General features: G+C 36.6%; 21 protein-coding genes. 8 read left to right on the plus strand and 13 right to left on the minus strand.

Annotation, left to right across the window (positions count from 1 at the left end; genetic code table 11):
• Positions 1–2: 2 nt before the first annotated feature.
• Genes AC13EX_RS05475 through AC13EX_RS05490 form a run of 4 tightly spaced genes read right to left on the minus strand, consistent with a single transcriptional unit; the run spans position 3 to position 4,344 of the window.
• On the minus strand, positions 3–959 hold the full coding sequence (locus tag AC13EX_RS05475; RefSeq protein ID WP_482891891.1) for a glycosyltransferase: 957 nt from the start codon (positions 957–959) through the stop codon (positions 3–5).
• 3 nt (positions 960–962) lie between these two features.
• Positions 963–1,919: a GDP-mannose 4,6-dehydratase gene (locus AC13EX_RS05480; RefSeq protein ID WP_048642838.1), complete on the minus strand. Its 957-nt coding sequence runs from the start codon at positions 1,917–1,919 to the stop codon at positions 963–965.
• Positions 1,916–2,917: an STELLO glycosyltransferase family protein gene (locus tag AC13EX_RS05485; protein ID WP_048642837.1), complete on the minus strand. Its 1,002-nt coding sequence runs from the start codon at positions 2,915–2,917 to the stop codon at positions 1,916–1,918. The genes AC13EX_RS05480 and AC13EX_RS05485 overlap by 4 nt, the downstream gene beginning before the upstream one ends.
• Positions 2,914–4,344, minus strand: a complete 1,431-nt coding sequence (locus tag AC13EX_RS05490) for a lipopolysaccharide biosynthesis protein (RefSeq protein ID WP_482891892.1) — start codon at positions 4,342–4,344, stop codon at positions 2,914–2,916. The genes AC13EX_RS05485 and AC13EX_RS05490 overlap by 4 nt, the downstream gene beginning before the upstream one ends.
• A gap of 314 nt (positions 4,345–4,658) precedes the next feature.
• On the opposite strand from AC13EX_RS05490, the gene AC13EX_RS05495 reads away from it, so the two are divergent.
• From AC13EX_RS05495 to AC13EX_RS05505, 3 genes are read left to right on the plus strand one after another with little or no spacing between them, the layout of a single operon-like run.
• Positions 4,659–5,576 carry a phosphoenolpyruvate carboxykinase (ATP) gene (locus tag AC13EX_RS05495; RefSeq protein WP_048642835.1) on the plus strand — a complete coding sequence of 306 codons (918 nt, stop codon included), beginning with the start codon at positions 4,659–4,661 and terminating at the stop codon, positions 5,574–5,576.
• On the plus strand, positions 5,569–6,411 hold the full coding sequence (locus tag AC13EX_RS05500; protein ID WP_482891893.1) for a sulfotransferase domain-containing protein: 843 nt from the start codon (positions 5,569–5,571) through the stop codon (positions 6,409–6,411). The genes AC13EX_RS05495 and AC13EX_RS05500 overlap by 8 nt, the downstream gene beginning before the upstream one ends.
• Positions 6,412–6,462: 51 nt before the next feature.
• Complete coding sequence (locus tag AC13EX_RS05505; protein ID WP_482891894.1) at positions 6,463–8,262, plus strand: ABC transporter ATP-binding protein; 1,800 nt, start codon at positions 6,463–6,465, stop codon at positions 8,260–8,262.
• 39 nt (positions 8,263–8,301) lie between these two features.
• On the opposite strand, the gene AC13EX_RS05510 is transcribed toward AC13EX_RS05505, so the two are convergent.
• Positions 8,302–8,724: a lasso peptide biosynthesis B2 protein gene (locus tag AC13EX_RS05510; RefSeq protein WP_157470505.1), complete on the minus strand. Its 423-nt coding sequence runs from the start codon at positions 8,722–8,724 to the stop codon at positions 8,302–8,304.
• Between the two features lie 117 nt (positions 8,725–8,841).
• On the opposite strand from AC13EX_RS05510, the gene AC13EX_RS05515 reads away from it, so the two are divergent.
• Positions 8,842–9,426 (plus strand): aspartyl/asparaginyl beta-hydroxylase domain-containing protein, encoded by a 585-nt coding sequence (locus tag AC13EX_RS05515; RefSeq protein ID WP_048642832.1) that lies wholly within the window; start codon positions 8,842–8,844, stop codon positions 9,424–9,426.
• A 10-nt stretch (positions 9,427–9,436) separates the two neighbouring features.
• Here AC13EX_RS05515 and AC13EX_RS05520 read toward each other — a convergent pair whose 3' ends face one another.
• Genes AC13EX_RS05520 through AC13EX_RS05535 form a run of 4 tightly spaced genes read right to left on the minus strand, consistent with a single transcriptional unit; the run spans position 9,437 to position 11,427 of the window.
• Complete coding sequence (locus AC13EX_RS05520; RefSeq protein WP_482891895.1) at positions 9,437–9,658, minus strand: hypothetical protein; 222 nt, start codon at positions 9,656–9,658, stop codon at positions 9,437–9,439.
• 21 nt (positions 9,659–9,679) lie between these two features.
• A complete protein-coding gene (locus AC13EX_RS05525; protein WP_482891896.1) occupies positions 9,680–10,075 on the minus strand; it encodes a sulfotransferase family 2 domain-containing protein in 396 nt (131 codons plus the stop codon).
• Positions 10,065–10,634, minus strand: a complete 570-nt coding sequence (locus AC13EX_RS05530; RefSeq protein WP_339715042.1) for a sulfotransferase — start codon at positions 10,632–10,634, stop codon at positions 10,065–10,067. Before AC13EX_RS05530 ends, AC13EX_RS05525 begins: the two co-directional genes overlap by 11 nt.
• On the minus strand, positions 10,627–11,427 hold the full coding sequence (locus AC13EX_RS05535; RefSeq protein WP_048642829.1) for a glycosyltransferase family 8 protein: 801 nt from the start codon (positions 11,425–11,427) through the stop codon (positions 10,627–10,629). Before AC13EX_RS05535 ends, AC13EX_RS05530 begins: the two co-directional genes overlap by 8 nt.
• A gap of 25 nt (positions 11,428–11,452) precedes the next feature.
• Between AC13EX_RS05535 and AC13EX_RS05540 the strand changes: the two genes are divergently transcribed.
• Positions 11,453–12,088 (plus strand): sulfotransferase family 2 domain-containing protein, encoded by a 636-nt coding sequence (locus AC13EX_RS05540; RefSeq protein ID WP_482891897.1) that lies wholly within the window; start codon positions 11,453–11,455, stop codon positions 12,086–12,088.
• A 248-nt stretch (positions 12,089–12,336) separates the two neighbouring features.
• Here the strand turns inward: AC13EX_RS05540 and AC13EX_RS05545 are convergent, their stop codons facing one another.
• The gene (locus tag AC13EX_RS05545; RefSeq protein ID WP_482891898.1) at positions 12,337–12,474 is read right to left on the minus strand and encodes a hypothetical protein; all 138 of its coding nucleotides are present in this window, start codon (positions 12,472–12,474) and stop codon (positions 12,337–12,339) included.
• A gap of 89 nt (positions 12,475–12,563) precedes the next feature.
• Here AC13EX_RS05545 and AC13EX_RS05550 point away from each other — a divergent pair, with 89 nt between their 5' ends.
• Positions 12,564–14,054, plus strand: a complete 1,491-nt coding sequence (locus AC13EX_RS05550; protein WP_482891899.1) for a tryptophan halogenase family protein — start codon at positions 12,564–12,566, stop codon at positions 14,052–14,054.
• Between the two features lie 15 nt (positions 14,055–14,069).
• On the opposite strand, the gene AC13EX_RS05555 is transcribed toward AC13EX_RS05550, so the two are convergent.
• On the minus strand, positions 14,070–15,917 hold the full coding sequence (locus tag AC13EX_RS05555; RefSeq protein ID WP_482891901.1) for an asparagine synthetase B family protein: 1,848 nt from the start codon (positions 15,915–15,917) through the stop codon (positions 14,070–14,072).
• A gap of 130 nt (positions 15,918–16,047) precedes the next feature.
• On the opposite strand from AC13EX_RS05555, the gene AC13EX_RS05560 reads away from it, so the two are divergent.
• Both AC13EX_RS05560 and AC13EX_RS05565 read left to right on the plus strand, forming a co-directional pair.
• Positions 16,048–16,317 (plus strand): PqqD family protein, encoded by a 270-nt coding sequence (locus tag AC13EX_RS05560; protein ID WP_339715025.1) that lies wholly within the window; start codon positions 16,048–16,050, stop codon positions 16,315–16,317.
• A gap of 110 nt (positions 16,318–16,427) precedes the next feature.
• Positions 16,428–17,540, plus strand: coding sequence for a nucleotidyltransferase family protein (locus AC13EX_RS05565; protein ID WP_482891902.1), 1,113 nt, complete (start codon positions 16,428–16,430; stop codon positions 17,538–17,540).
• A 7-nt stretch (positions 17,541–17,547) separates the two neighbouring features.
• Here AC13EX_RS05565 and AC13EX_RS05570 read toward each other — a convergent pair whose 3' ends face one another.
• Both AC13EX_RS05570 and AC13EX_RS05575 read right to left on the minus strand, forming a co-directional pair.
• Positions 17,548–19,977 (minus strand): GumC family protein, encoded by a 2,430-nt coding sequence (locus tag AC13EX_RS05570; RefSeq protein WP_482891903.1) that lies wholly within the window; start codon positions 19,975–19,977, stop codon positions 17,548–17,550.
• 1 nt (position 19,978) lies between these two features.
• Positions 19,979–20,794, minus strand: a complete 816-nt coding sequence (locus tag AC13EX_RS05575) for a polysaccharide biosynthesis/export family protein (protein WP_482891904.1) — start codon at positions 20,792–20,794, stop codon at positions 19,979–19,981.
• Positions 20,795–21,166 lie beyond the last annotated feature (372 nt).

Raw genomic sequence — 21,166 nt, forward strand, 5'->3', positions numbered from 1 at the left:
AACTACCATTCCAATTGCAATCGATTTCGACATGCGATGCAGTTTTTTTGTCCATGTTCGTGGCCTATCTTATAACCTCTAATTCTATAAAAACCATTTCCGAAAGCCAATACAGGAAGGACAAGCATGGCTGAAATGTCGAATACCCTTATGGCCCTACCCAATGCTTTAAAGTTGGCTTGCTTGTAGGTATTCCAAAGTGCATTGCCTATAACTGCCATTGGCCAGAAGAGTTTTCCATTCTCATACAACCTGAAAAAATAAGGCTTTTTAATGTTGGCCTCACCCTCTCCTTTTCCATAATTAAATTGCTCTTTCCAAAAGTCAGTTAATTTTTCAGGCCTTGCCCAATAGGTCATGGCAGCAGGAGCAAATGCCATTTTAAATTTACCCTCTACTACCTGTCTTCCAAATACCGAATCGTCGGCATAAAAGGTCAAATCCTCGGGCAATCCTTCAAGTTTTTCCCAGACAATTTTCCTATAGGCTACTGACCTATTTCCTACAACAAAACCTTCCTCAAGCTTGGCAATCCCTCCATTTTCTATGTAAAATTCGGCCCTGCCAACTGGCCCATTGAGCGTTTCTTTGTCAATACAGGTACTACCAGCCACTACTTCAATGGACGCATTTTCTTCGAATGGAGTAATTAGGGAACTGCACCAATTGTCAGATAACCGCACCCCCATATCTGTAGACAACACTATATTATAGGATGCTTTTCTAATGGCCATGTTTCTGCCTTTTGCTGCATTTCCTTTTGCTTGAATAAGTTTTATTCTGGACTCTACCTTTTGCCATTCCAAAAGGAATTCGTAGGTACCATCATTGGAAAAAGCATCCACAATTACAATTTCATCAGGAAATCTATCCTGAGACAAAATATTTTCCTTCCACCTGGGAAGTGACTTTATTTCATTTCTACAAGTGGTGACCAATGAAAAAGGTAATTTGCTCATAGCCTATTTTTCTAACCTTTTTAACCAATTGGTGTAAATATCAAGCAAAGTCTCTTCAAAAGTAATTTCAGGTTTCCAACCCAATCCCATTATTTTTGTGGGGTCACCCAAAAGCACTTTTTCGTCTGAAGGTCGAAATAAATTAGGATCGGTCTCTACATTGACCTTTAAACCACTAATGTTGATAATCTTGTCTAAGGACGCCTGCATGGTCCAGGCTTTGCCTGTACAAATATTATAAGTTTCGCCACTTTTTCCAATTTGGGCCAATGTTACCAATGCTCTGGCGCCGTCCCGTACATCTACAAAATCTCTGGAAGAACTCAGGTTACCTACTTTTAGTAGCGGGTCCTGGATCCCTAATTTAATACCTGCCAATTGCCTGGCAAAATTTTGTAGGGCTGTGACTGGTGGATGATCAGGGCCAACATGTATAAAAAGGCGTGGCAGAATGACATCCAGTTTATAGTTGAAATAAAATTGCCTGGCCATCATTTCCATACTGGCTTTGGTAACTCCGTAGGGACTGATGGGCCTCAGGGGAGTGCTATCTTCCTGTATAGGCTGCTGATTTTCTGGAACAAATCCATAAGAAGCGCTTGAACAGGCAGGCAGCACGCGTGCTTCCGGGCTGTATGCCAAACAAGCTTCTAAAACGTTTCTTGTACCTTGGATATTAAATAAATAGGTGGTGTCCTCTGCTTTCCAGCTCTCCCCATTGTAAGATTGCGCAGCAAGGTGATAAACGATATCGGGTTTCCAATCCGTCCACACTGTTTTAAGAAATTTATTGTCCAAAATATCACCCTGATAAAATTTAAATCCATTGGGTGTAGATTCATAACGCGAAGCGGAAGTGGCCCTGGATAATCCCGCTACGGCATAGCCTTCCGCTTGCAGTAACTTGGACAGATGCTTGCCAATCATTCCAGTGATACCTGTTATTAAGACTTTCTTCATTTGGTTTTTTGTATTTCTTTTAAATCATTTGCCCAGGCATAAACCAAGCCTAGCTCATCTAAAGGGAAAATGTCCGCTTTTACCAATGCCTCATAGCAGGTGATCATATTATCGAGGACATTATCGGTTCCAGATAATAAAGGCAACTCTTCCAAGATTCCTGTTAATTTCTTGTTTTGCAGGTATCCTGAAATTTCGGCTTCAAAATCTCGCATTAAATCATGTTCGTTTCTGTCCTGTACAACTTCAGGAGCATGAAAAACCAAAGAATGTCCCATTTCCCATAAACAGCGCTGAGCTATAAAACTTTTCCAGATATCAGTCATTCTAAAAGAACAGAAACTGGGTAAATAAAGTAAAGGGAAAGCTGCTTCCCACCACCAAGTAGATTGCGTATTGAAGGGACACCATGCACCTTTAGCCAATGCTATACTTGGTTTATTTTGAAAATAAAAGGGTCTGTCTGCTACCAACCTCCAAATGGCATCTACATCTGGTGAATTATCTGCCAATCCTTGTTGAATTGGTGCCTGTAAATCAATCAATTGCTCTCCTACTGAGGGCAGTGATTTTTCGCAATTGATCCTGTCCAGTAAAAATCCCCGAGGCCAAATTTTTTCATCTGAAAAATGAGCATATACATTTACCCAGGAATCATTCTTGGCTTGCAAAGCCTTAACTTCCAGAGATCTTTTTTTCCATAGATTGTTTGGCTGGTTGTCATCATCCGTTTCATAAATGCATTTTTCACCCTGACTCATGGCCAGAAGATAGCCCAGGTTTTTTCTTGAATAATGGCCAACAGGCAGTATTTTTGCCAAGGAATAATTTAGGGTTTGCTGTTTATTCAAAGAATAAAAATCCGCATTTCTTAAATCAAATGCATTTGGACCTTTTTTATCTCCAATGACAATTATTCTATTCCCGTTCTGTAAGGAATCGGAAAGACCTATCATCGATTTTGTTGGTGATGCAATGGTGGTCACTACTACTATCATGCTATTTTAAAAAGATTTTTAATTTTTTGTAAGTACTCATTATTGACTTTTAATAGTATTAATAAAACAATATAGACAGTGGTGAAAATAAAGGTAGAAAGGATTATAGAAATGCTATGGTGAAGGTCCCATAGAACTGGAAGGTAAAACACCAGCATTGCACTTACTATGGTGGCCAATGTATATTTTGCTATCAATTGCCATACGTCGCCCATGCTTTCCTTATAATTAAACTGGATGGTCAGTAAATAAATGCCTGCAGTCGCAAGGGCAACAATAATTTGTCCATAAATTAAAGGCATCAAGCCGTAGGGAATGGTGATAAATGCTACTATAATCAAAAGAAATACATTGGCTAATACTATTTTAAACTGCATTTTAGCATTACCAACCCCGAGAAGGTAATTTTTGCACAAGGCCATCACAGGCAAAAAAAAAGATGCCAAACTGAGCCATTGGATAAAGGGAACTGCTGCTGCCCATTTATCTGTCAATAACCAAAGTACAAGGTGTTCTGCATTAACCAGTAACAAGCCCATCACAAGCATATTGAAAAACAAAGCATTTTGAAGGCTTTTATAAAAAAATGCGATGTAACCTGTCTTGTCTGAGGCAAGCCTAGAGAATTCAGGAAAGGTGGATTGTTGAACAATTTGATTTATTTTAAGTGCCGGAATCCGCTGTATCCTATTCGCTTGAAAATAATACCCCAATTGCTGTGTTGGAAAATACCTGCCTATCAAAACAAAATAAAAATTATCCGCCATTTGGTTGATTAGGGATGAAAGCATTAAAAATCCACTGAAACCAAAGGCTTCCCTAACTACTAACCATTCGAACGATAAAACTGGCTTCCATTTTCCAAATCTCCAGAACAAAATGGTTCCCAAAGTCACAGAAATGAGGCTTTGGAAAACCAAGGCCCACACTCCGAAGCCAGAAAATGCCATAATAACAGCAACAACTCCGGCAATGGCTTGGGAGGTAATTCTAATTTTCCCTATGGTTTTAAATGCCATTTTCCTTGCAAGCAAACCATATTGTACCACTTGCAAACTTCCCAGAAAATAGCCTAAAGACAGCACCTGCAACAATAATACAAGGCGTGGTTCATCAAAAAACAAGGCAACTGGGCCAGCAATTATATATACAACAAAAATCACAAAAGTGCCTAAGGCCATATTCAGAAAAAATAAGGTAGACAATCCGCGTTTGGTCAATTCTGGTTTTTGAATGACGGTGGCAGCGATTCCTCCATCTATTACAACCGAAGAAACCATTGTAATCACTGAAACCATTCCAATTAAACCAAAATCTTCAGGAGAAAGTAATCGGGCCAATATTACAGTTAAGGATATTCCCAGAATTTGGTTTCCAAAAACTTCTAGGCTATTCCAAATAACTGCCCTTTTAATTGTCTGGCTCAAACCCTAAAACACACGTTATAAGGAACATAGCTTCGCCACATCAGTCCCATAACTTCATTATAATTCATCCAGTTTTTTGTTTTATTTCAAACCATTTAAAAACACATCAATTTAATTATAAATGAAGACTTTCGACCCCAATATTAACTTCATTTTTACTAAAAATAAAAACAAAATTTGTTTATAATTTTAAAAGCATTTTAATTATTTCGAATTGCATTTTTTGTTATACATACCGTATTGCAAATTATTTGATATCAAATACAGAGAAAAATAGGTTTTGCTTTGCCAAAAAATTGCTCAATATTTACCCTATGAGTTATTTATACACCGTTTTTGGTATCCCCATAAGGTCGGAGATTGTGCTACCCGCCTTCCAACCTTTAGTGGATAATGGAACTGAAAACGACACTATTGTTGTAAAGATTGGTAAAACGGATGGTTTATTCTCCCAGTCAATAACCACTACCCGGGCAATGTGTAGATTCAATGCCGATGAATTTTTATATGAGATGCCAAAAGTTGGGAAATATTTTGTTAAAAACGGCAATGAAATAATTATTCAGCCACTGACTGATAACATGGATTCCGTCTTGGTTTTTTTCTATTCCAATGCACTGGCCGCAGCTCTTTTTCAAAGAAACAAACTACTCATCCATGCCTCCGGTATAATCGATAAAAACGGTAAAGTTTGGCTTTTTGTGGCCCCTTCCAGAGTGGGAAAATCCACTACTGCCTTAATGCTGCATCAGCTTGGCTACCCCCTCTTCTCTGATGACATAGTAATGTTTCATAATACGGCCAATAAAAACATGGTCACTCCCTCCTACCCCATGATCCGTATATGGCAAAACACCCTTGAAGCGCAAACTGTTTTTGACCAAGAAAGCATTTACCAGATACGCCCTGCCGTAGAAAAATACGGTGTTCTGTTTCATGACACATTTGATCCTAGCCCCAGAGAAATTGCAGGCCTTGTTTTCTTAAAAATTGGAGAGGAAAAAATTGAAATTACCGATCTTAATGGCAAAGAAGGTTTTGGGTATTTAAATGATAACTTTTACCGAAAACAATGGCTTAGCGGAATGGGAAAGAATAATTTAAAATTCAAGGACCTTACTTATTTAGCAAAAAACACCTCTTTCTGGCTGGCTTCAAGACCTAGAGAAATGACAAGCTTTAAAGATTTTGCCGAGGCTATCGATAAGCAAATCATTTCAAAAAATGGCTGAACCAAATATCATATGGTTAGCCTCCTACCCGAAATCAGGAAATACATGGTTTAGGGCATTTTTGAGTGCTTTTTTCAATGATGGACAAGTGAACCTCTGCAATTTGAACCATGGGAAACTTTGGTATTCGAATAAACGATTGCCCGAACTATATTTAGACACCTGCTTGGATGATCTTCACATAGATGAAATACAGCCGTTACGAAAGCTCGCGTATAGTGAATTGAATAAATCTCTGAAAGAACCCCTATTTGTTAAAATTCACGATGCCTTTAACTCTTCCTTTGAAAGTCAAAACCCTATCATTCCTGAAGTTTCTAGCCGACATATCATTTATATTGTAAGAAATCCACTTGATGTGGCCCTTTCTTTTGCCAACCATAAAGCTGTATCTTATGAAAAGATCGCAAGGCAGTTTATAAACAATGAAAAAGGATATTTATCCAAAAAAAACAACTCCTCTCATGAAATTTACCAGTTTATGGGCTCCTGGACCCAACATGTAGAAGGATGGCTTAATCAAAAGAAAATCCCTGTCCATCTGGTGAAATATGAAGACATGAAAAATAAACCTTACGAAACTTTTCCTTTTGCATTGAAAACTTTAGGTATCCCATATAATACAGCAAAAATAGAGAAAGCCATTACTGCTTGCTCTTTTGAAAATTTAAAACAACAAGAAGAAAAGTTTGGCTTTTTCGAGAAGCCTTCAAGTAATAAAGTTTTTTTCAATAAGGGAGAAACTGGACGAGGACTAAAGGAGATACCTCCCCATTTGGTGAATGAAATTATTAATAAAAACAAAAAAATGATGGCTAGATTGGGCTATCTGTGATATACAATGAATTTGTTTTTTAGTGTATAACTTATTATAAAATTTAAACGATTGGTAAAATTTAAAAACAAATGGTGTTCAGGTAAAGCATGGTTTTTATCGTTTGGCAAGGATTTTTACAAGGCCTTACAACTTACTTTTAGGGTAAGCCCTAATAATACACTTTTACAATTTTTCTTTCAAATATTGGTAGCCATCTTACCTGTGGGGATCTTATATGCCACTAAATCCCTTTTTGATGAAATCATGTCGTTGGACAGGGATTTTGAGCAGGTAATGTTCTGGTTGATTGCTTTAGGACTGGGGCAACTATTGGTTAACCTTATTCAACAATTGCTTTCCTATCTCGGACAAATTCAACAGCAGAAAATTACCGACCACACCATAGGCTTGATGCTGGAAAAATCGATTGCCATACCCTTTTCTTATTTTGAGGATGACAAGTACCATGACAATGTTCACCTTGCCCAGAAGCAAGCTTTGTATAAATTGCCCTTAATCTTACAACATTTTCAAGTCTTGTTCACCAATGTTCTTAGCTTGCTGTTCTTAATGGCTTATTTTTTTACACTTATCACCACTTACGCATGGATTATTTTATTGGTGGTTTTACCTTTAGCCATTGTGAAATGGTACAATGGCTATGTCTTGCATCGTTTGGAGAAGAAATTGGTTCCAATGGAACGTCAGGCAGCCTATTATCATCAGATACTGACTTCTACAACACATGCCAAGGAATTAAGAACCTTAAACTTTGGGCAGTCTTTTATCAAACGATTTAGCAAAATAAGAAAGCATATATTCACCAAGAAAGAAGCACTTCAGCAAAAATTGCTTCGCTACAGCCTGCTGGCAGAAAGTCTTGAGGTTATCGCTCTTTTTATAGTTTTATTTGGAGTGGTCCAACAAGCATTTCTGGAAACCATTGCCATTAGTTTATTGGTAGTCTATATACAGGGACTTCAAAGAATTCAATCCAACCTAAAGGGTTTTCTTCTCGCCCTGGTCAATTTATTTCACCAAAGAATTTTTCTCAGAGACCTTTTTAAATTTTTTGAGCTTGCTGAAACATTAGAAAAACCTTCTAGTACCCCTTTCCCAGACAAAGATTTCAGTATTAAGATCAAAAACCTGAGTTTTTCTTATGGAAAAAATTTTCCAGAGGTACTCAATAACATAAATATGACGCTACCTATGGGTAAAATGATAGGTTTGGTGGGAGCCAATGGTTCAGGTAAATCAACGCTGGTGAAACTAATTGCTGGTTTATACAATGCTCAGGAAGGCGATATTATTATAGGCAACCATAAACTCCAGGAAATAAACCCTACAGATTATAGAAAGAACACAGTCTTTCTTTTTCAGGACTTTCAAAAATACTTTCTATCCATAAAAGAAATTATTTCCATAGGAGATGATGAGACCACGATCAATACAGATCGGTTGGTTACATCCATCTTTGATGCCAATGCGGATACTTTTATAGACCAACTGAAAAATGGAATTGAAACAAAAATGGGTAGAATTTTCTTTGAAGGGCAGGAACTGAGTGGGGGTCAATGGCAAAAACTCGCCATTGCAAGGGCCTTTTACCGGAATGCATCCATTGTGGTTTTAGATGAACCTACCAGCGCATTAGATGCCCTTTCAGAAAACCACATCTTCGAACAACTTAGACGTGTTGCGGCCGATAAGGTTATTTTATTGATCACCCATCGTTTGTATAATTTAAAAGAATGCGATCACATATATGTTGTAGATGAAGGAAAAATAGCTCAAGAGGGTAATTTCAGCCAATTGGCCAGTGAGCAAGGTATTTTTCAAAACCTCTATCAACAACAAAGGTTTTAAATGTTTAGGAAAATCATTTAGGTAATTATCACAAAGGGTTCAACTATAAAAATTAACCACTTTATACCTGCGGTGCCCTTTTCTCCCTGATATAAATTCATCTCCTACTTTTAACCAGGCATGTGCGAGGAGTTTGGGTGGCTTGTTTGGATTTCTATCGGGCGATATACCAAAATACAACGTACTTTTTATTCCCTTACTTGCCAACAGCCACTTTGCAGAAAGAGCCTTGACCATGCATTTACCTTCCCAGGGAGTGTATTTATTGACGCTGTAAATAATCTTTTGAATTCGATCAATATGCACTAACTCATCCGGCCTAGGTTGGACTATTGGTGATTTATGATTTCTTGTACCTAACAGCTTTTCATACTGGTTAAATTTGACGAAGCACATCAGAAACCTAATAAAAGCACTGTAAGTAAAGGCCAAAAATATTAATTTGAAATCGTATAATTTCACGGTAAATTATTTATATTTTAGTTTCTTGCAACGTAATTTATATCTAAAAAAACCATTGAATTTCTCAAAAATAGTCATTTTTAGTTTAATTTTATCTTCATTAATTTTTAGGTTCATATGGAAAAAAACAGCAATAAGACAAATTCAGTAAGGGTGCTTGGAGAAGTGGATGTTTTACCTTTGTTACAGCTCCTTCCTGAACTAATGCAACAATGGGATACCGACGCAGCCATCAATCCCAACAAGAAATATTCTTTGGCCCAGGTGAACCATATTAATTTCCGTTGGAGCAATAAAAAAAGTGATCCAGTAGACTATTTTGACTTGCCTTTATGGGAGAAATACCGAAGTATCTTACTCCCCATCATGAAACAAGCTGTTAAGCCCTTTGGTTACAAATCAGGCTATTTCCCCAGGGTAATGTTTGCCAAAATGCAACCCGGAACCATTATTCCAGAGCATATAGACGGAAATACCAGAGGCTGGATCCCTCATAAAATCCATGTTCCAATTATCACCAATCCAGATGTGGCTTTTACCATTCGTGGTGTTTCCTATAATTTCACCAAAGGAACAGCGGTAGAAGTAGACAATTCAGGATTGCATGGCGTAAAAAACACCGGAATAACAGCCAGAATTCATTTTATTTTTGAATATTTAGACGGCGCGATTAATAAGATTCCTCAAAATGATTTGGCTTGAACTAAATACATTAAAATTGATATCCCATTAAATTGATTTCTCGCTTGAATGTTTTTCCAATTAATTCTTGTTGTTGTTTAGTGTAAAAAGTCCTGTAATCTGCCTGGTATTTTCTAAAACCTGATTTGGCTTTATAATCAGGTAAACGAAACGATTCTGGCAATTCCAAACGTTGCTTAAGGGCTATAACGGCCTGATTCAATTGTTCAAATTTATAAATCTTATCTACCAATATTTTATCGCCATAAGCATATTAAGAAAAGGCTTTGATTTTCCCCAATTCCCCCGCTTCAAGATACGTATCCAATCCTTTGTATTTTATCTCTCCTCCTCTCCAATAGTAGTGGGAAATTACCTTGTCCCATGGATTTCTCTCAAAGCAAAATTTAAAATAGGTTTCCCAGATTTCAGGCGCTATATTCTTCTTAATAGAGGATGCGGAAGTGTGCGCACGAAATAATACATCTTTATTTTGGTAATTTTGAGGACCACAATAACCCAAAAAGGCCCTTACCCTTTCGTCTTTTGGTGAAATAGGTGTCAAAATATCTTTTGGACCGCAAATAGAAAATAAGGCTATTTCAAAAGACGTTCCTGCTGTTTTATTTGTTTTTATAAAAATAAACCGGTGTTTATGGCTAATGATCATGACTTTTATTGTAATGTGGGAATACAATTCCGTTTTCGGGCAAACCCAAAAAACTGGTAATTTTATTCATTTTGTTCAATTCATTAAGGGGTAACACCAATAAATCAGAAGGTCGATGTGTAAAATAATCTTGTACTTCAAGATTGTGTTTCCTGTAAACATTCACAAACCTTTCTCTGTTTTCATGCGGGTTTCCTTTGCCATAGAGCCAAAGCCTCATGGCTGAACTTGACTTTCCAAAATACCTAACCGCACTTTCGTACCATTCTTTTTCCTCCCTCAAGGTCAGTATAAATTTACTATTCGGAAAGTGCTGGTCGAGGGTTTTGTAAATTTTAAACCATGGGTTGTCATTAAATGAATCATAACTTTCAGCCAATTTAAAAAACAATTCATAATCTTCTCTAAAAAGCATTTCCATCATCCGTCTATCTCCAACGGCACTCCTAATCAAACCAGCACCATGAACATTCTTTAGCCCCAATGCTTCCAGAGCTTTCCCGATTGACGTAGTTCCCGTCTTGTGAAAACCAACACAAAATACTTTAGGCTTATTCATTGGCATACTCCCACCATTTACGAACCCATTTATTCTTATGGTCTATATTTGCAGACCAAGGTTTTTGTTTCCCAATAAAATGAATAAAACCTTCAACCGTTGCCATATTTGAAGTTATAGGCCAATAGGCATTGTAATTTTGATCCAACCATGTCACCTGATCCAAGAACAATTTATTTAAAACCACTGTATCCGTATGCCCTGTTTTTATCTTCTCATAGGTTTCTGGAATTAATTCATACAATATTCGTTGATAGGCATTTTGTTTAACCAAGGTGGCTCCAATGGCCATTACCCCTGTATTGAAGAGTCCTGAAATGAAAAATTCTTTAAACTTTTCTGGAACGAATTCAGGTTTTGAGAACATAAAGGAATCTTGGTGCCGAACATAACCCATGATTTTACGATAATCCCAGGCTGCAGAGAAATTTTCCTCATTCTCATAAAGCCTCCTAATGTCACCTGTACAAAGTAAATCACTGTCGCAAAATAAAATTTTGTCGTAATTTTGAAAAGAAAAACATTCTAACGAATAAAACCTAGATTTAAAATGATGAAAATGAGGAAATACCTTAATTAAATGGGTGATTTTATCATTCAAACCCGCACCGATCTCAACAAATGAAACATTGAATCTTTCTTCCAATTCATTTTTTTGATAACTTGTTAGTCCGTCATTAATAACAATTATTTCTCCCTCATACCATGAATTCTCTTTTAAAAAGGATTGTATAAGCACTTTTGTACCTAAAAAAAACTCAGGAGAACATACAGTAACCAGAACATAGCGCATGTTCAAATTTAAAATTTAAAATCCCATGATCATAAGCCATAGCCATAAATTTATTTCTTTTGCCATACCTAAGACAGGTACTCATGCTGTTCGTTTTGCCCTAAGACCTTTTCTGGAAGTTGGAGACGAAGAACAGGTAGCACTTTTTCACCATTCAAAATTACAAACGGGGGATTTTAAGAAGCGCAAAAATGGGCATATCACTGCACTTGAGATCAAACCTCACTTAAGTCCGGAAATATGGACCAGCTATCTAAAATTTGCTTTTATGCGTAACCCTTATGAAAGGTTTGTTTCTGCTTGCTTTTTTAAACACCCATTACTATCCAAAGAATATACCAATGTAACCAAATGCAGGGCATATATGAAATTATTGATTCAGAGAGAATCAAATCAAACCAGTCTTTTCTTCAGGCCTCAATGTGATTATATTATGGATGAAAAAGGCAAATTGATGGTTGATTTTATTGGCCAAACTAAAAACATGGATGAAGACCTTAGAAGTATCTTTTGTAGGCTAAATTTACCTTTTAAATCCCCAGAAAAAATCAATTCTTCCAATCATCTCCCCTATATGGCTTATTATGATGATGAGTTAAGGTCTTTAATCAGTCGTTTTTATAAAAAAGATTTTGAACAATTAAAAACAGACGATTTTTAAAATACAACATATAAATTAAAGAGCTATACCAAGTAACCTCTACTCCAATCCTAACGGTTCCAATTCCCTATGGTAATTCAATCTACTCGATCAAAGCAGGAAAAAAGGTATTCCACTCTGAAAGCCATCAACCACCTGAGCATTTTTTACAGCTGTACTAGAAGGTTAACAACAATTGGATACAATAATAAATTCACACAATTGAAATTATTAAAAAAGCTATTACCAATCTACTAAAAAACAAATATTTAGGAGCCATACCAGCCATCTTCCATAGAACCAGAAGACCATACACCGCTATTGGTTTCCTGAATATTTTCTGTTAAAAACTCAGGATTAACCCATTCTTTTTTATCTTTTTGATTGCTGTTAGTTGTTGAAGCCATTTTTTTATTAGTTTAAAAATTAATTCTTGTTAAATTTAAATAATAAATCCATAAACTCAAATTTTTATTTTAAATAACAACCAAAAATAATGCAAGATTTTAAAGATGTAAGAGATATTGGGGTAATTGGAGGAGGTACTGCAGGCTATTTTACAGCACTGTATCTAAAAAAAAAATTTGGCGATAAAAATATCACAGTTATAGAGAGCTCAAAAATCCCAATAATAGGTGTTGGGGAAGCGAGTACTCCTCTACTTCTGAAATTTATTCACAGCATCTTGGGATTTTCAGTTCACGAATTTTTCAACGCCACCAAACCAACCTTAAAATTAGGTGTAAAATTTAATTGGGGAAGAAAAGAGGACAAGCATTACTTAAATCCTTTTGGAAGAATGGATACTATTGCTTCTTTAAGATACAAGCAAAGCTTGGATTACACTTCACTTACTACCCGAATGATGGCGGCCGATAAAGCTCCTTTTATCAGCAGAAATGGAGAGGTCCTACCCATAAAAGTCAAAAGTGGCATGGCTTATCATATTGATAACGAGCTACTTGTTAAATACCTTAAAGAAAAAATTCAACTTGCCAAAATAAATCATATAGATGCTAAAATTGAAAAAACATTCCTTAAAAAAAATAACAGCGATATAGAGTATTTACAAACGGATCAACAGAAAGAGTTGAAATTCGACATGTATTTTGATTGTACAGGATTTTCCAGCTATTTATTGGGCAAAGCCTTAAAATCCAACTGGGTGGACTATGGAGATAGCTTAATGACTAACTCAGCCATCTTAGGTAAAGCTAGCCATACAAATGGAATTAAACCCTATACCACAGCCTCAACCCTGAATCACGGTTGGCTTTGGGAAACCCCTACACAAAGAGAAAATCATTTGGGCTATGTTTATTCTGATAAATTTTGCTCAGCAGAGGAAGCCAGAAGTGAATTGAGAAAATATTGTCCAGAGATAAATGATGAAAAAGTAATCCGTTTCAAATCGGGGCGATACGAAAAAAGTTGGTCAGGCAATACCATAGCCATAGGCAATGCTTTCGCTTTTGTTGAGCCTCTGGAATCTACAGGTCTGCATATGATTATCCTTCAGCTGGAAAAGTTTGAAAAATACCTGAAAAATGAAAAAACCCTTGAAGCAGCACAAGCCAGATATAATTCTAAAATTAATAGATCCTGGGACTATATTAAATGGTTTATAGCCCTTCACTTTAAGTACAATGAAAAAAAAGACACTCCCTTTTGGAAAATGGTTAGGGAACATACAGATTTGTCAGGCATTCAGGATTATTTGAATTACTATAAAAAAAATGGCCCTGTATTTTTTAATGAAAACAATGTTTTAAATCAACAATTAAAGAATACTATATTTGGCACTTTTTCTTTCGACTTGGTCATGCTTGGAAGTGGATTCGGGTGGGAACATATAGTGGACAACCAACCTCAAATCAGTGCAGCAGAAAAAATTATAACTTTCAATGAAAAAGTCGTGGCTAATGCGCTTTCACATGAAGAGAGTCTTATTTATTTGGAAAACAACCTTTCGTTTTGTTTTCGGTGAAGCTAATTCCACGTCTTAAACATTCGATTTTTTTTTGATAATATAAAACATCAACTTTGATAATGTCCCAAAATTTCCTGGGTCAGGTTTTTTTAAGATGCTTAGAGCTTTATCGCTATCCAAATAGGTCATATTCTCTAATTCATCAAAATTAGCTTGAACAAAGGCAATTATTTCATCTAAAGCATCCCTTTGAAATGCCTTGGTAAAAGGGACTGATGGCACCTTACTCTTTCTTTTGTCAATAACTCCATTGGGAATATAAGGCCGGATGATTTCTGTAAATAGATACCTGCTCTTACCTTGGTAGGTTATCGTATCGATTGGTAGCGCATATATGTATTCCAATAGCCTGAGGTCCATCATAGGAAACCTGTAATCCACCCCGAAATGACGACCAACCAAGCCATGGTCTACTATGCGTTTATTGATTCCAACCTCAGTAAGATAAGTGCTTAGGTAATCGCTTATCTCTATCGTAGATTTCACTTTGTATATGGAAGGCTCCCTGTCCAGAAGTTGGTGCTTTTCTATTATTTTTCTTTTCAAAGGGCTAGAAGCATACTTTTTTTTGCTTTTTTCTTTATACGTTTTAAGAACTGAGTCCCCTTGCAAAAATTTGATTGAAAAGTAAAGCCATTTAATAAAAGCCATGGGAACATCATGCTTTCTTCTAATGTCTTTCCACAGCGCCCAATATCTTTTTTTTATTGCCAATGGCCTATAAAAGCCACCTAAAGTGAGGGTGGCTGCCATGTCTCCACCCCAGCCTGAAAACATAACTCCAATTTTTTCTTTTTTGGCTTGTTTTAAAAAGGCAGCGGTAAGGGTGGGTAAAAAATTCATATCTACCTCATCCTGTACTTTCGTCATTAAATTTAAATGATCCTTCTCCGTAAAATCCCGCTCATCGAATTTTCGCCACTTAGAAAGAAGGCCGTTTTCTTTACAAAACTCGTGCATTAGATCCCCTTCATCAAATTTATCTATTTCCTGGGTAGGCTGAAGGGCTTTGCCAAAACTAAAACAGGACAGATCACCTCCTTTGCCCAAATAATTAACAATCGCAGCCCCAATACCTGTAGAATCCAAGCCTCCACTGAGCTCAAGACCAAGCCGCTTATTGGTTCTCATCCTGTCTTTAACAGATAAAAAAAACAAGTCTTTGAATTTTCTCAACCTTTCTTCATGGGTTTCAGGAATTGTGATGTTATGATCACCTAAAGTCCAGTATTTTTTTAAGGTTAAAGTTCCTGCTTTAAAATGCATCCAGGTCCCTGCAGGCTGGGCATCTATTGCATTATAAAGTGTTCCTTCGGATGAAGATGGTCCATCTAAAGAAAAGGTTGCTGCCAAAACAAGTTCGTTGAATTCTTTGGACATGCCTGGGTAAGCTAAAACTCCTTTTATTTCAGAAGCAAACACCAATTGCTCCTGCTGAATGGCATAATAAAATATCTTAATCCCCAACTGATCTCTTGCCCCGAATAGCTCCTCCTTTTTACTGTCCCAAATGATAAAGGCAAAATCGCCTATCAATAGTTTTGGGGTATCCTTGCCTTTTTTCGCATAAAGCCGAACGATAAACTCCAAATCGGCCATAACCTGGTCTGGCTCCAGCTTTAATATTTTTCTTAATGCTTCACGGTTATCTATTCGACAGTCCCCTACAATAATGAAATTTTCGTGCCTAAAAGGCTGAGGAGCCAAAACGGATTCAGGAATAGTATACATTTCCAGACAACCCAGAGATAGCTGTTTGCTAGTAAACTTGCCCTCTCGGTCTGCAGACCAATGTCTCAACGGGCTAGCCATTTGTTCTAAAAAATCGCCTTTCCCTGTGAAACCAAAAAATGCAGTCATGTTTTTCGTTTATTTTAAAATTTAATTATAATTTCCATTCTCAATCCTCTAAATTTACTATATATAAAGGGTTTGATTAAGGCCTTGACAAAAAAACAGTAAATTATAAACTCAATTTAAATAACTATTCATGTCCAGTAAGCAAATTAGCAGAAGTGATTCTTATGTTTTTAACGAAATAGAGGGGGACATTGTCATGATGGATGTAAGCAATGGTTCTTATGCCACATTAAATGAAACGGGTAAAAGCATTTGGCTGCTCTTAGAAAACCCAAAGACCATCGGTGAAATAACTGAAGCTTTATTAGCGGAATACGAGGTTTCAAAGGAACAATGTGAGAAAACAGTCAATGAATTTCTGAAAAAAATGGCTGAAGCAAATGCCATCGTCATCAAGTAGTCTTTTTCCTTATTACCACTTATTTTTATTTTTAAATATTGCAACAGCTTTCGTCCCTCTACCCCTTTTCCCCTGAAATGAAGGTGCTTTTCTTTTCCATAAAAGCATATATGGGAAAGAAAGCAAATGGGAAAGAAACTGAAATAGCTGTTGATGAACGGAAAGTATTAAAGCTGGCCAAGTTTCATCGCATTCGCCCATTGCTTTTTGAGTATGACAAGAAGACTTCCTTATTGGCTATAAAAAACAAGGAATACCTAAAGATATTTGTCACACAAAATGCACTAAAAAACCTAAAGGATATTTACCACACAAAAAAACTACTCCAACAATTCGAAACTGCCGGCATACCCGCCATATTACATAAAGGTCTCCAATACCAATTTGAAATTTATGAGAATCCTCAACTAAGAGAAAGGGGAGACATTGATGTTTTGGTTCAAAAAAAAGATGTGCTTCCTAGTATGAATGTTTTAAAGGATCAAGGCTTCGGTTCCGAAATTTTAAATCCTGACCAACCAGAAACTGAGATAGGTCAACATATTGAGAAATTGCTTTCCTTCAATTACCTCTACCAATTGCCTGTAAATAATAAAAGTTTATTACTTGACTTTCAATGGGGAGTGAAAAGTGACTTTCACAGTTTCCATTTCCCCTATCCCTTGATTTTTCATAAAGCTACCTTAAGGGATTTTTATGGAATAAGAGTCCTCCAGGTAGATAAAGAAAGCTTGTTCTGGCTCATGGTTATTCACCATGGTGGAAAAGACCAATGGATGCGTTTGCGCCATCTTGCAGACCTTTCTGCTTTTATGAAAACTTACAGTACTCAAATAAATTGGGAAGCTATACTGGTCACTGCAAGGAGCTATGGTTTGCAACAAGTCCTTTTGGATGGATTTCAATATTTAAAAACATTACTATCCATTTCATTACCTGCTCCAATTGAAGAAAGACTGGAAACCCATCAAAACAGGGTATATAAAATGGTGTTTAATATTTGGGAAAACTGTACCTGGGGAGACAGTCGTTTCGAATTAATAAGCATGTATATCAGGTACCTAAATCGTGATAATGGTAACTTTGACCCCGAATATTACATCAAAAATTTACAACACCATTACCAGAAAAAGCAAGCGATGGCATATCCGGAAAAATTTACACCAATTGATTTTTTATACGACACCATTAAGCTCCCAATAAAATTATTGAAAAATAAATAAGGTGCATCTATCGCCTACCAATTTTTTTCCACCAAGGTTTGTCCTGTATATCATGGTAACCATAGGCACTTACATCTGAAGTATAATAGCCGTATTGGTAACCATATCCATGGGTTCCATGTACATCATTAAGCACTGCATAAATTTTATGAATGCCACCTTTCGTAGACAAATCGTTACAAAATTGAATATTCGCCAAAGCAGAGTATTTCTGGCGAAAAACAAAAAAGTTTATGTCTGCATATTTCATTAATTCTTTGGTTTCGGAAACCAATCCTACGGGAGGACAATCTAAAATCACTACATCATAAGCTTCCTGAATTTCCTTGATTAATGTACTGAAATTTTCTTGTAGCAGTAATTCTGCGGGGTTTGGAGGAATAGGACCAGACAATATTACATCCAGGTTCTCATAACCTGATGGCTTAACAACTTCTTTCCAAGCCCCCCCTCTACTTAAGCAGGTACTTATTCCTTGATCATTTTTCAACCCAAAATCATCTGCAATCTTTGGTTTTCTCAAATCCAGACCGATCAAAATTGTTTTTTTTCCCATTAATGAATAAACCGAAGCCATATTAATAGAAATAAAGGTTTTTCCTTCACCAGAGATGGTAGAGGTGAACAACAAGGTCAATTTGTTCTTATTATTACTTAGATAGGGAATATCTGCCCGTAAACTACGAAAAGATTCAGATACAGTGGACCTAAGGTGATTTAATACAGATAGCGAATCTTTCTCCTTGTGTCGACCTATCATCCCAACCAAAGGTACTACCAAGGCCTTCTCCAGTTCCTTTGGGTTCTTTACCTTTTGGTAAAGAAAATCCCTAATCGTGATGATAAGAATAGGAATAAAAAATCCAATAAGTAACCCTATTATTAGATTTATTATTGATTTGGGTGCAATGGGTGCCGAAGCAGCCATGGCTTTGTCCAAAATTTTGTTATTCGGCTTGTTAGAAGCAAGGGTAATTTCCGATTCTGCCTTTTTTTCCAAAAGGTAGATATAGATGTTTTCATTGATAGAAAACTTCCTTTGCAACCCAAGCATCACTTTCTCAGTTTCTGGCAATTTAAAAACTTCACTTTCAACAATAGAAATTTTATTTGACAATTCTGCCAGATAATTCTCCAAATTCCCTATGGCCGATCTGACATTTTCTCCAATGGCTTCTTTGGTACTTTGAATCTTATTCTCTACTTCCCTGATCACAGGTGTTTCAAGCGAATAATTGGCTGATAACCTGATTTTTTCAGCCTGTAACTCGCTCAAGCCAACCACTAACGCATTCAATAAAGGATCTCCTTCACCGGCAATAGAAGGGGCTATCAAGCCATCTACCCTATCTTCTTCTATGTAGGTTTTTAAGGTTTGATAATATTGAAGATTGACACCAATCTCTGATTGTTGTTTTTCCAGATCCTGAAGCTTCATGAAAATCTGTGCGCCCTCCTCACTTAGGTTAAACACTTTGTTTTCAGTACGAAACTGTTCCAGTTCGTCTTCAAAATAAGAAAGAGAATCAGAAATGCCTCTCAACTGCTCATTAATAAAAAATATGGTGCTCTTTGCTACCTCATTTTTTTCTCTCAATTCACGATTGAGATAGGTATTCATCAAGGTGTTTAGGTAATCCTGCCCCATCCTTCTTACTGGAGTCTCCAAAGAAAGATTTACAACTGAAGAAAAATTGCTTGAGGAGTTGACCTGAAGTAAGTCTATGTAGGATGTGGCTAAGGAAGGGGTATCTTTAAAATAAAACAATACCTCGTCACCATTGCTGGCAAATAAATTTGAAACCGTGAAATTAAAATGTTGACCAGTAATTGCTTCACCGAAGGAATAAATACCTTCAGGCGTTTTATTTTCCGAACCAACTGTAGTTTTGTAAAAAGGGTCAAGAGGATTAAATAAGCTGAATGTGTTTTCCACAACAGAAAGCTCAAAACTAGAAGCGTCCAACACCCTCATTTTGAACAAGCCACCCGTAAGTTGTGGCTTTGACCAATCTGCTTTCACTACTATAGGAACATCCCCATACTGTTGGCTGTTTTTCCACCGCTCCTCTTTTAAGTAAATGGTATTGAAATTCAGTTGAGAAAGGGTTTCTTCTGCCAATGCATGGGATTTTAAAATCCCTAATTCATTTTCTAATTTATACCGGGTTTGGAAATTCCTGAAACCTGAAGGACCAAAAATATCAGCTCCCAAACTTTGTTCTTCGTCCTTAATTACTATTGAAGAATTGACGATATAGGTAGGGTTGGTAGATTTGTTGGTATAATAAGCCACCAACATTCCAACAATTATTCCTAACAAAATCCAAGGCCATTGCCTGAAATACTTGAACAGTATTCCTTTGATATCAAACTCATCCTTTTTATTTACCTGAAAAGGAATGAAATTCGGCGGTAGAGAATTTGCTTGGCTCATGTCAACGAATGGCTATATTTAAGATAAGCGCTACTGCAGAAATAGAGGAAACAATCAAGGCAAGCGACTGGGTAGCATTTTCTCCGGAACCCAATTCCCTTACTTTCATTGGTTCTGCATAAAGTTGGTCATTGGGTTGAATAAAATAATATGGGGATTGGACGATCTTTCTATCCGTTAAATCAATGGTATGAATCTCCGTACCTTCCGGATTTTGTCTGATCAATATCAAATTGTCTCTTTTGGCAACAGTAGTAAGATCACCTGCATGCGCAATGGCTTCAAAAATGGTCATTCTATCCTGCAGAACAACAAATTTTCCAGGTTTTCTGAATTCTCCCAAGGCACTGTACCTGATGCCCCCAAGCTTCACTTTCACATACAATTCTGTTTTCACAAAAGCCTTTACCTTTTCTTCAATAACTAGCCTGGCCTCTTCTATGGTCTTGTCAATTACACTCACCTTTCCAATCATGGGGAGTCTGACAAATCCCTCCTTGTCTACATTGTAGCCATTCATATAGTAAATATCTCCTCCACTCTGCGCAACTTGTCCAACCATTGAATTTTGAGTAGTTTGCTCACCCAAAACATTGAACCCATCCCGTAAAAGGTCTTCGACAGTTTTTATATTTACGTCGATTATATCGTTGTATTGCAAACGATAATCCGGAATTTCATAGGTGATCACCTTTCCATCGGAAAGATTTTCTAAACCCTCTTTGTTTTGAAGGTATATTATTTTTTGGTTAGGGACACAACCATAAAAAGTGCCTAAGAAAACACCAAAAAATAAAAACAAAATGTACTTCTGCATAGAACTGTTAAGTCTTGATTGGGACATTGAAAAATAAAGTGATATCCTGCCAATCAAAGATACTTTATTTATTCAAAGATCCTAAAAAGTTCTTGAATCTAAAAGATAAAAATCATCCTTTTTCTTAAACCCGAAATATGCAATAGACAAACTATTACGTGCTGAAATCGCTTTAAAATCAGCCACTTCGTTGCTATTTTCAATTTCACCATAGCGGTGCTATGCTAAAATATCCAAACAGCCTGATTGTCTCGTCCTGAAAATGGTTGACACTTTTGTTTTTCAAATATAGTAAGTGTTTTAATTTCTAAGAAGTTTCATTTAACTTACAGTACCACGATAAAGCGGAGGCAAGCTCTGCTGAGGAGCAAC

The sequence above is a fragment of the Cyclobacterium sp. L-R genome (genome assembly GCF_056859355.1).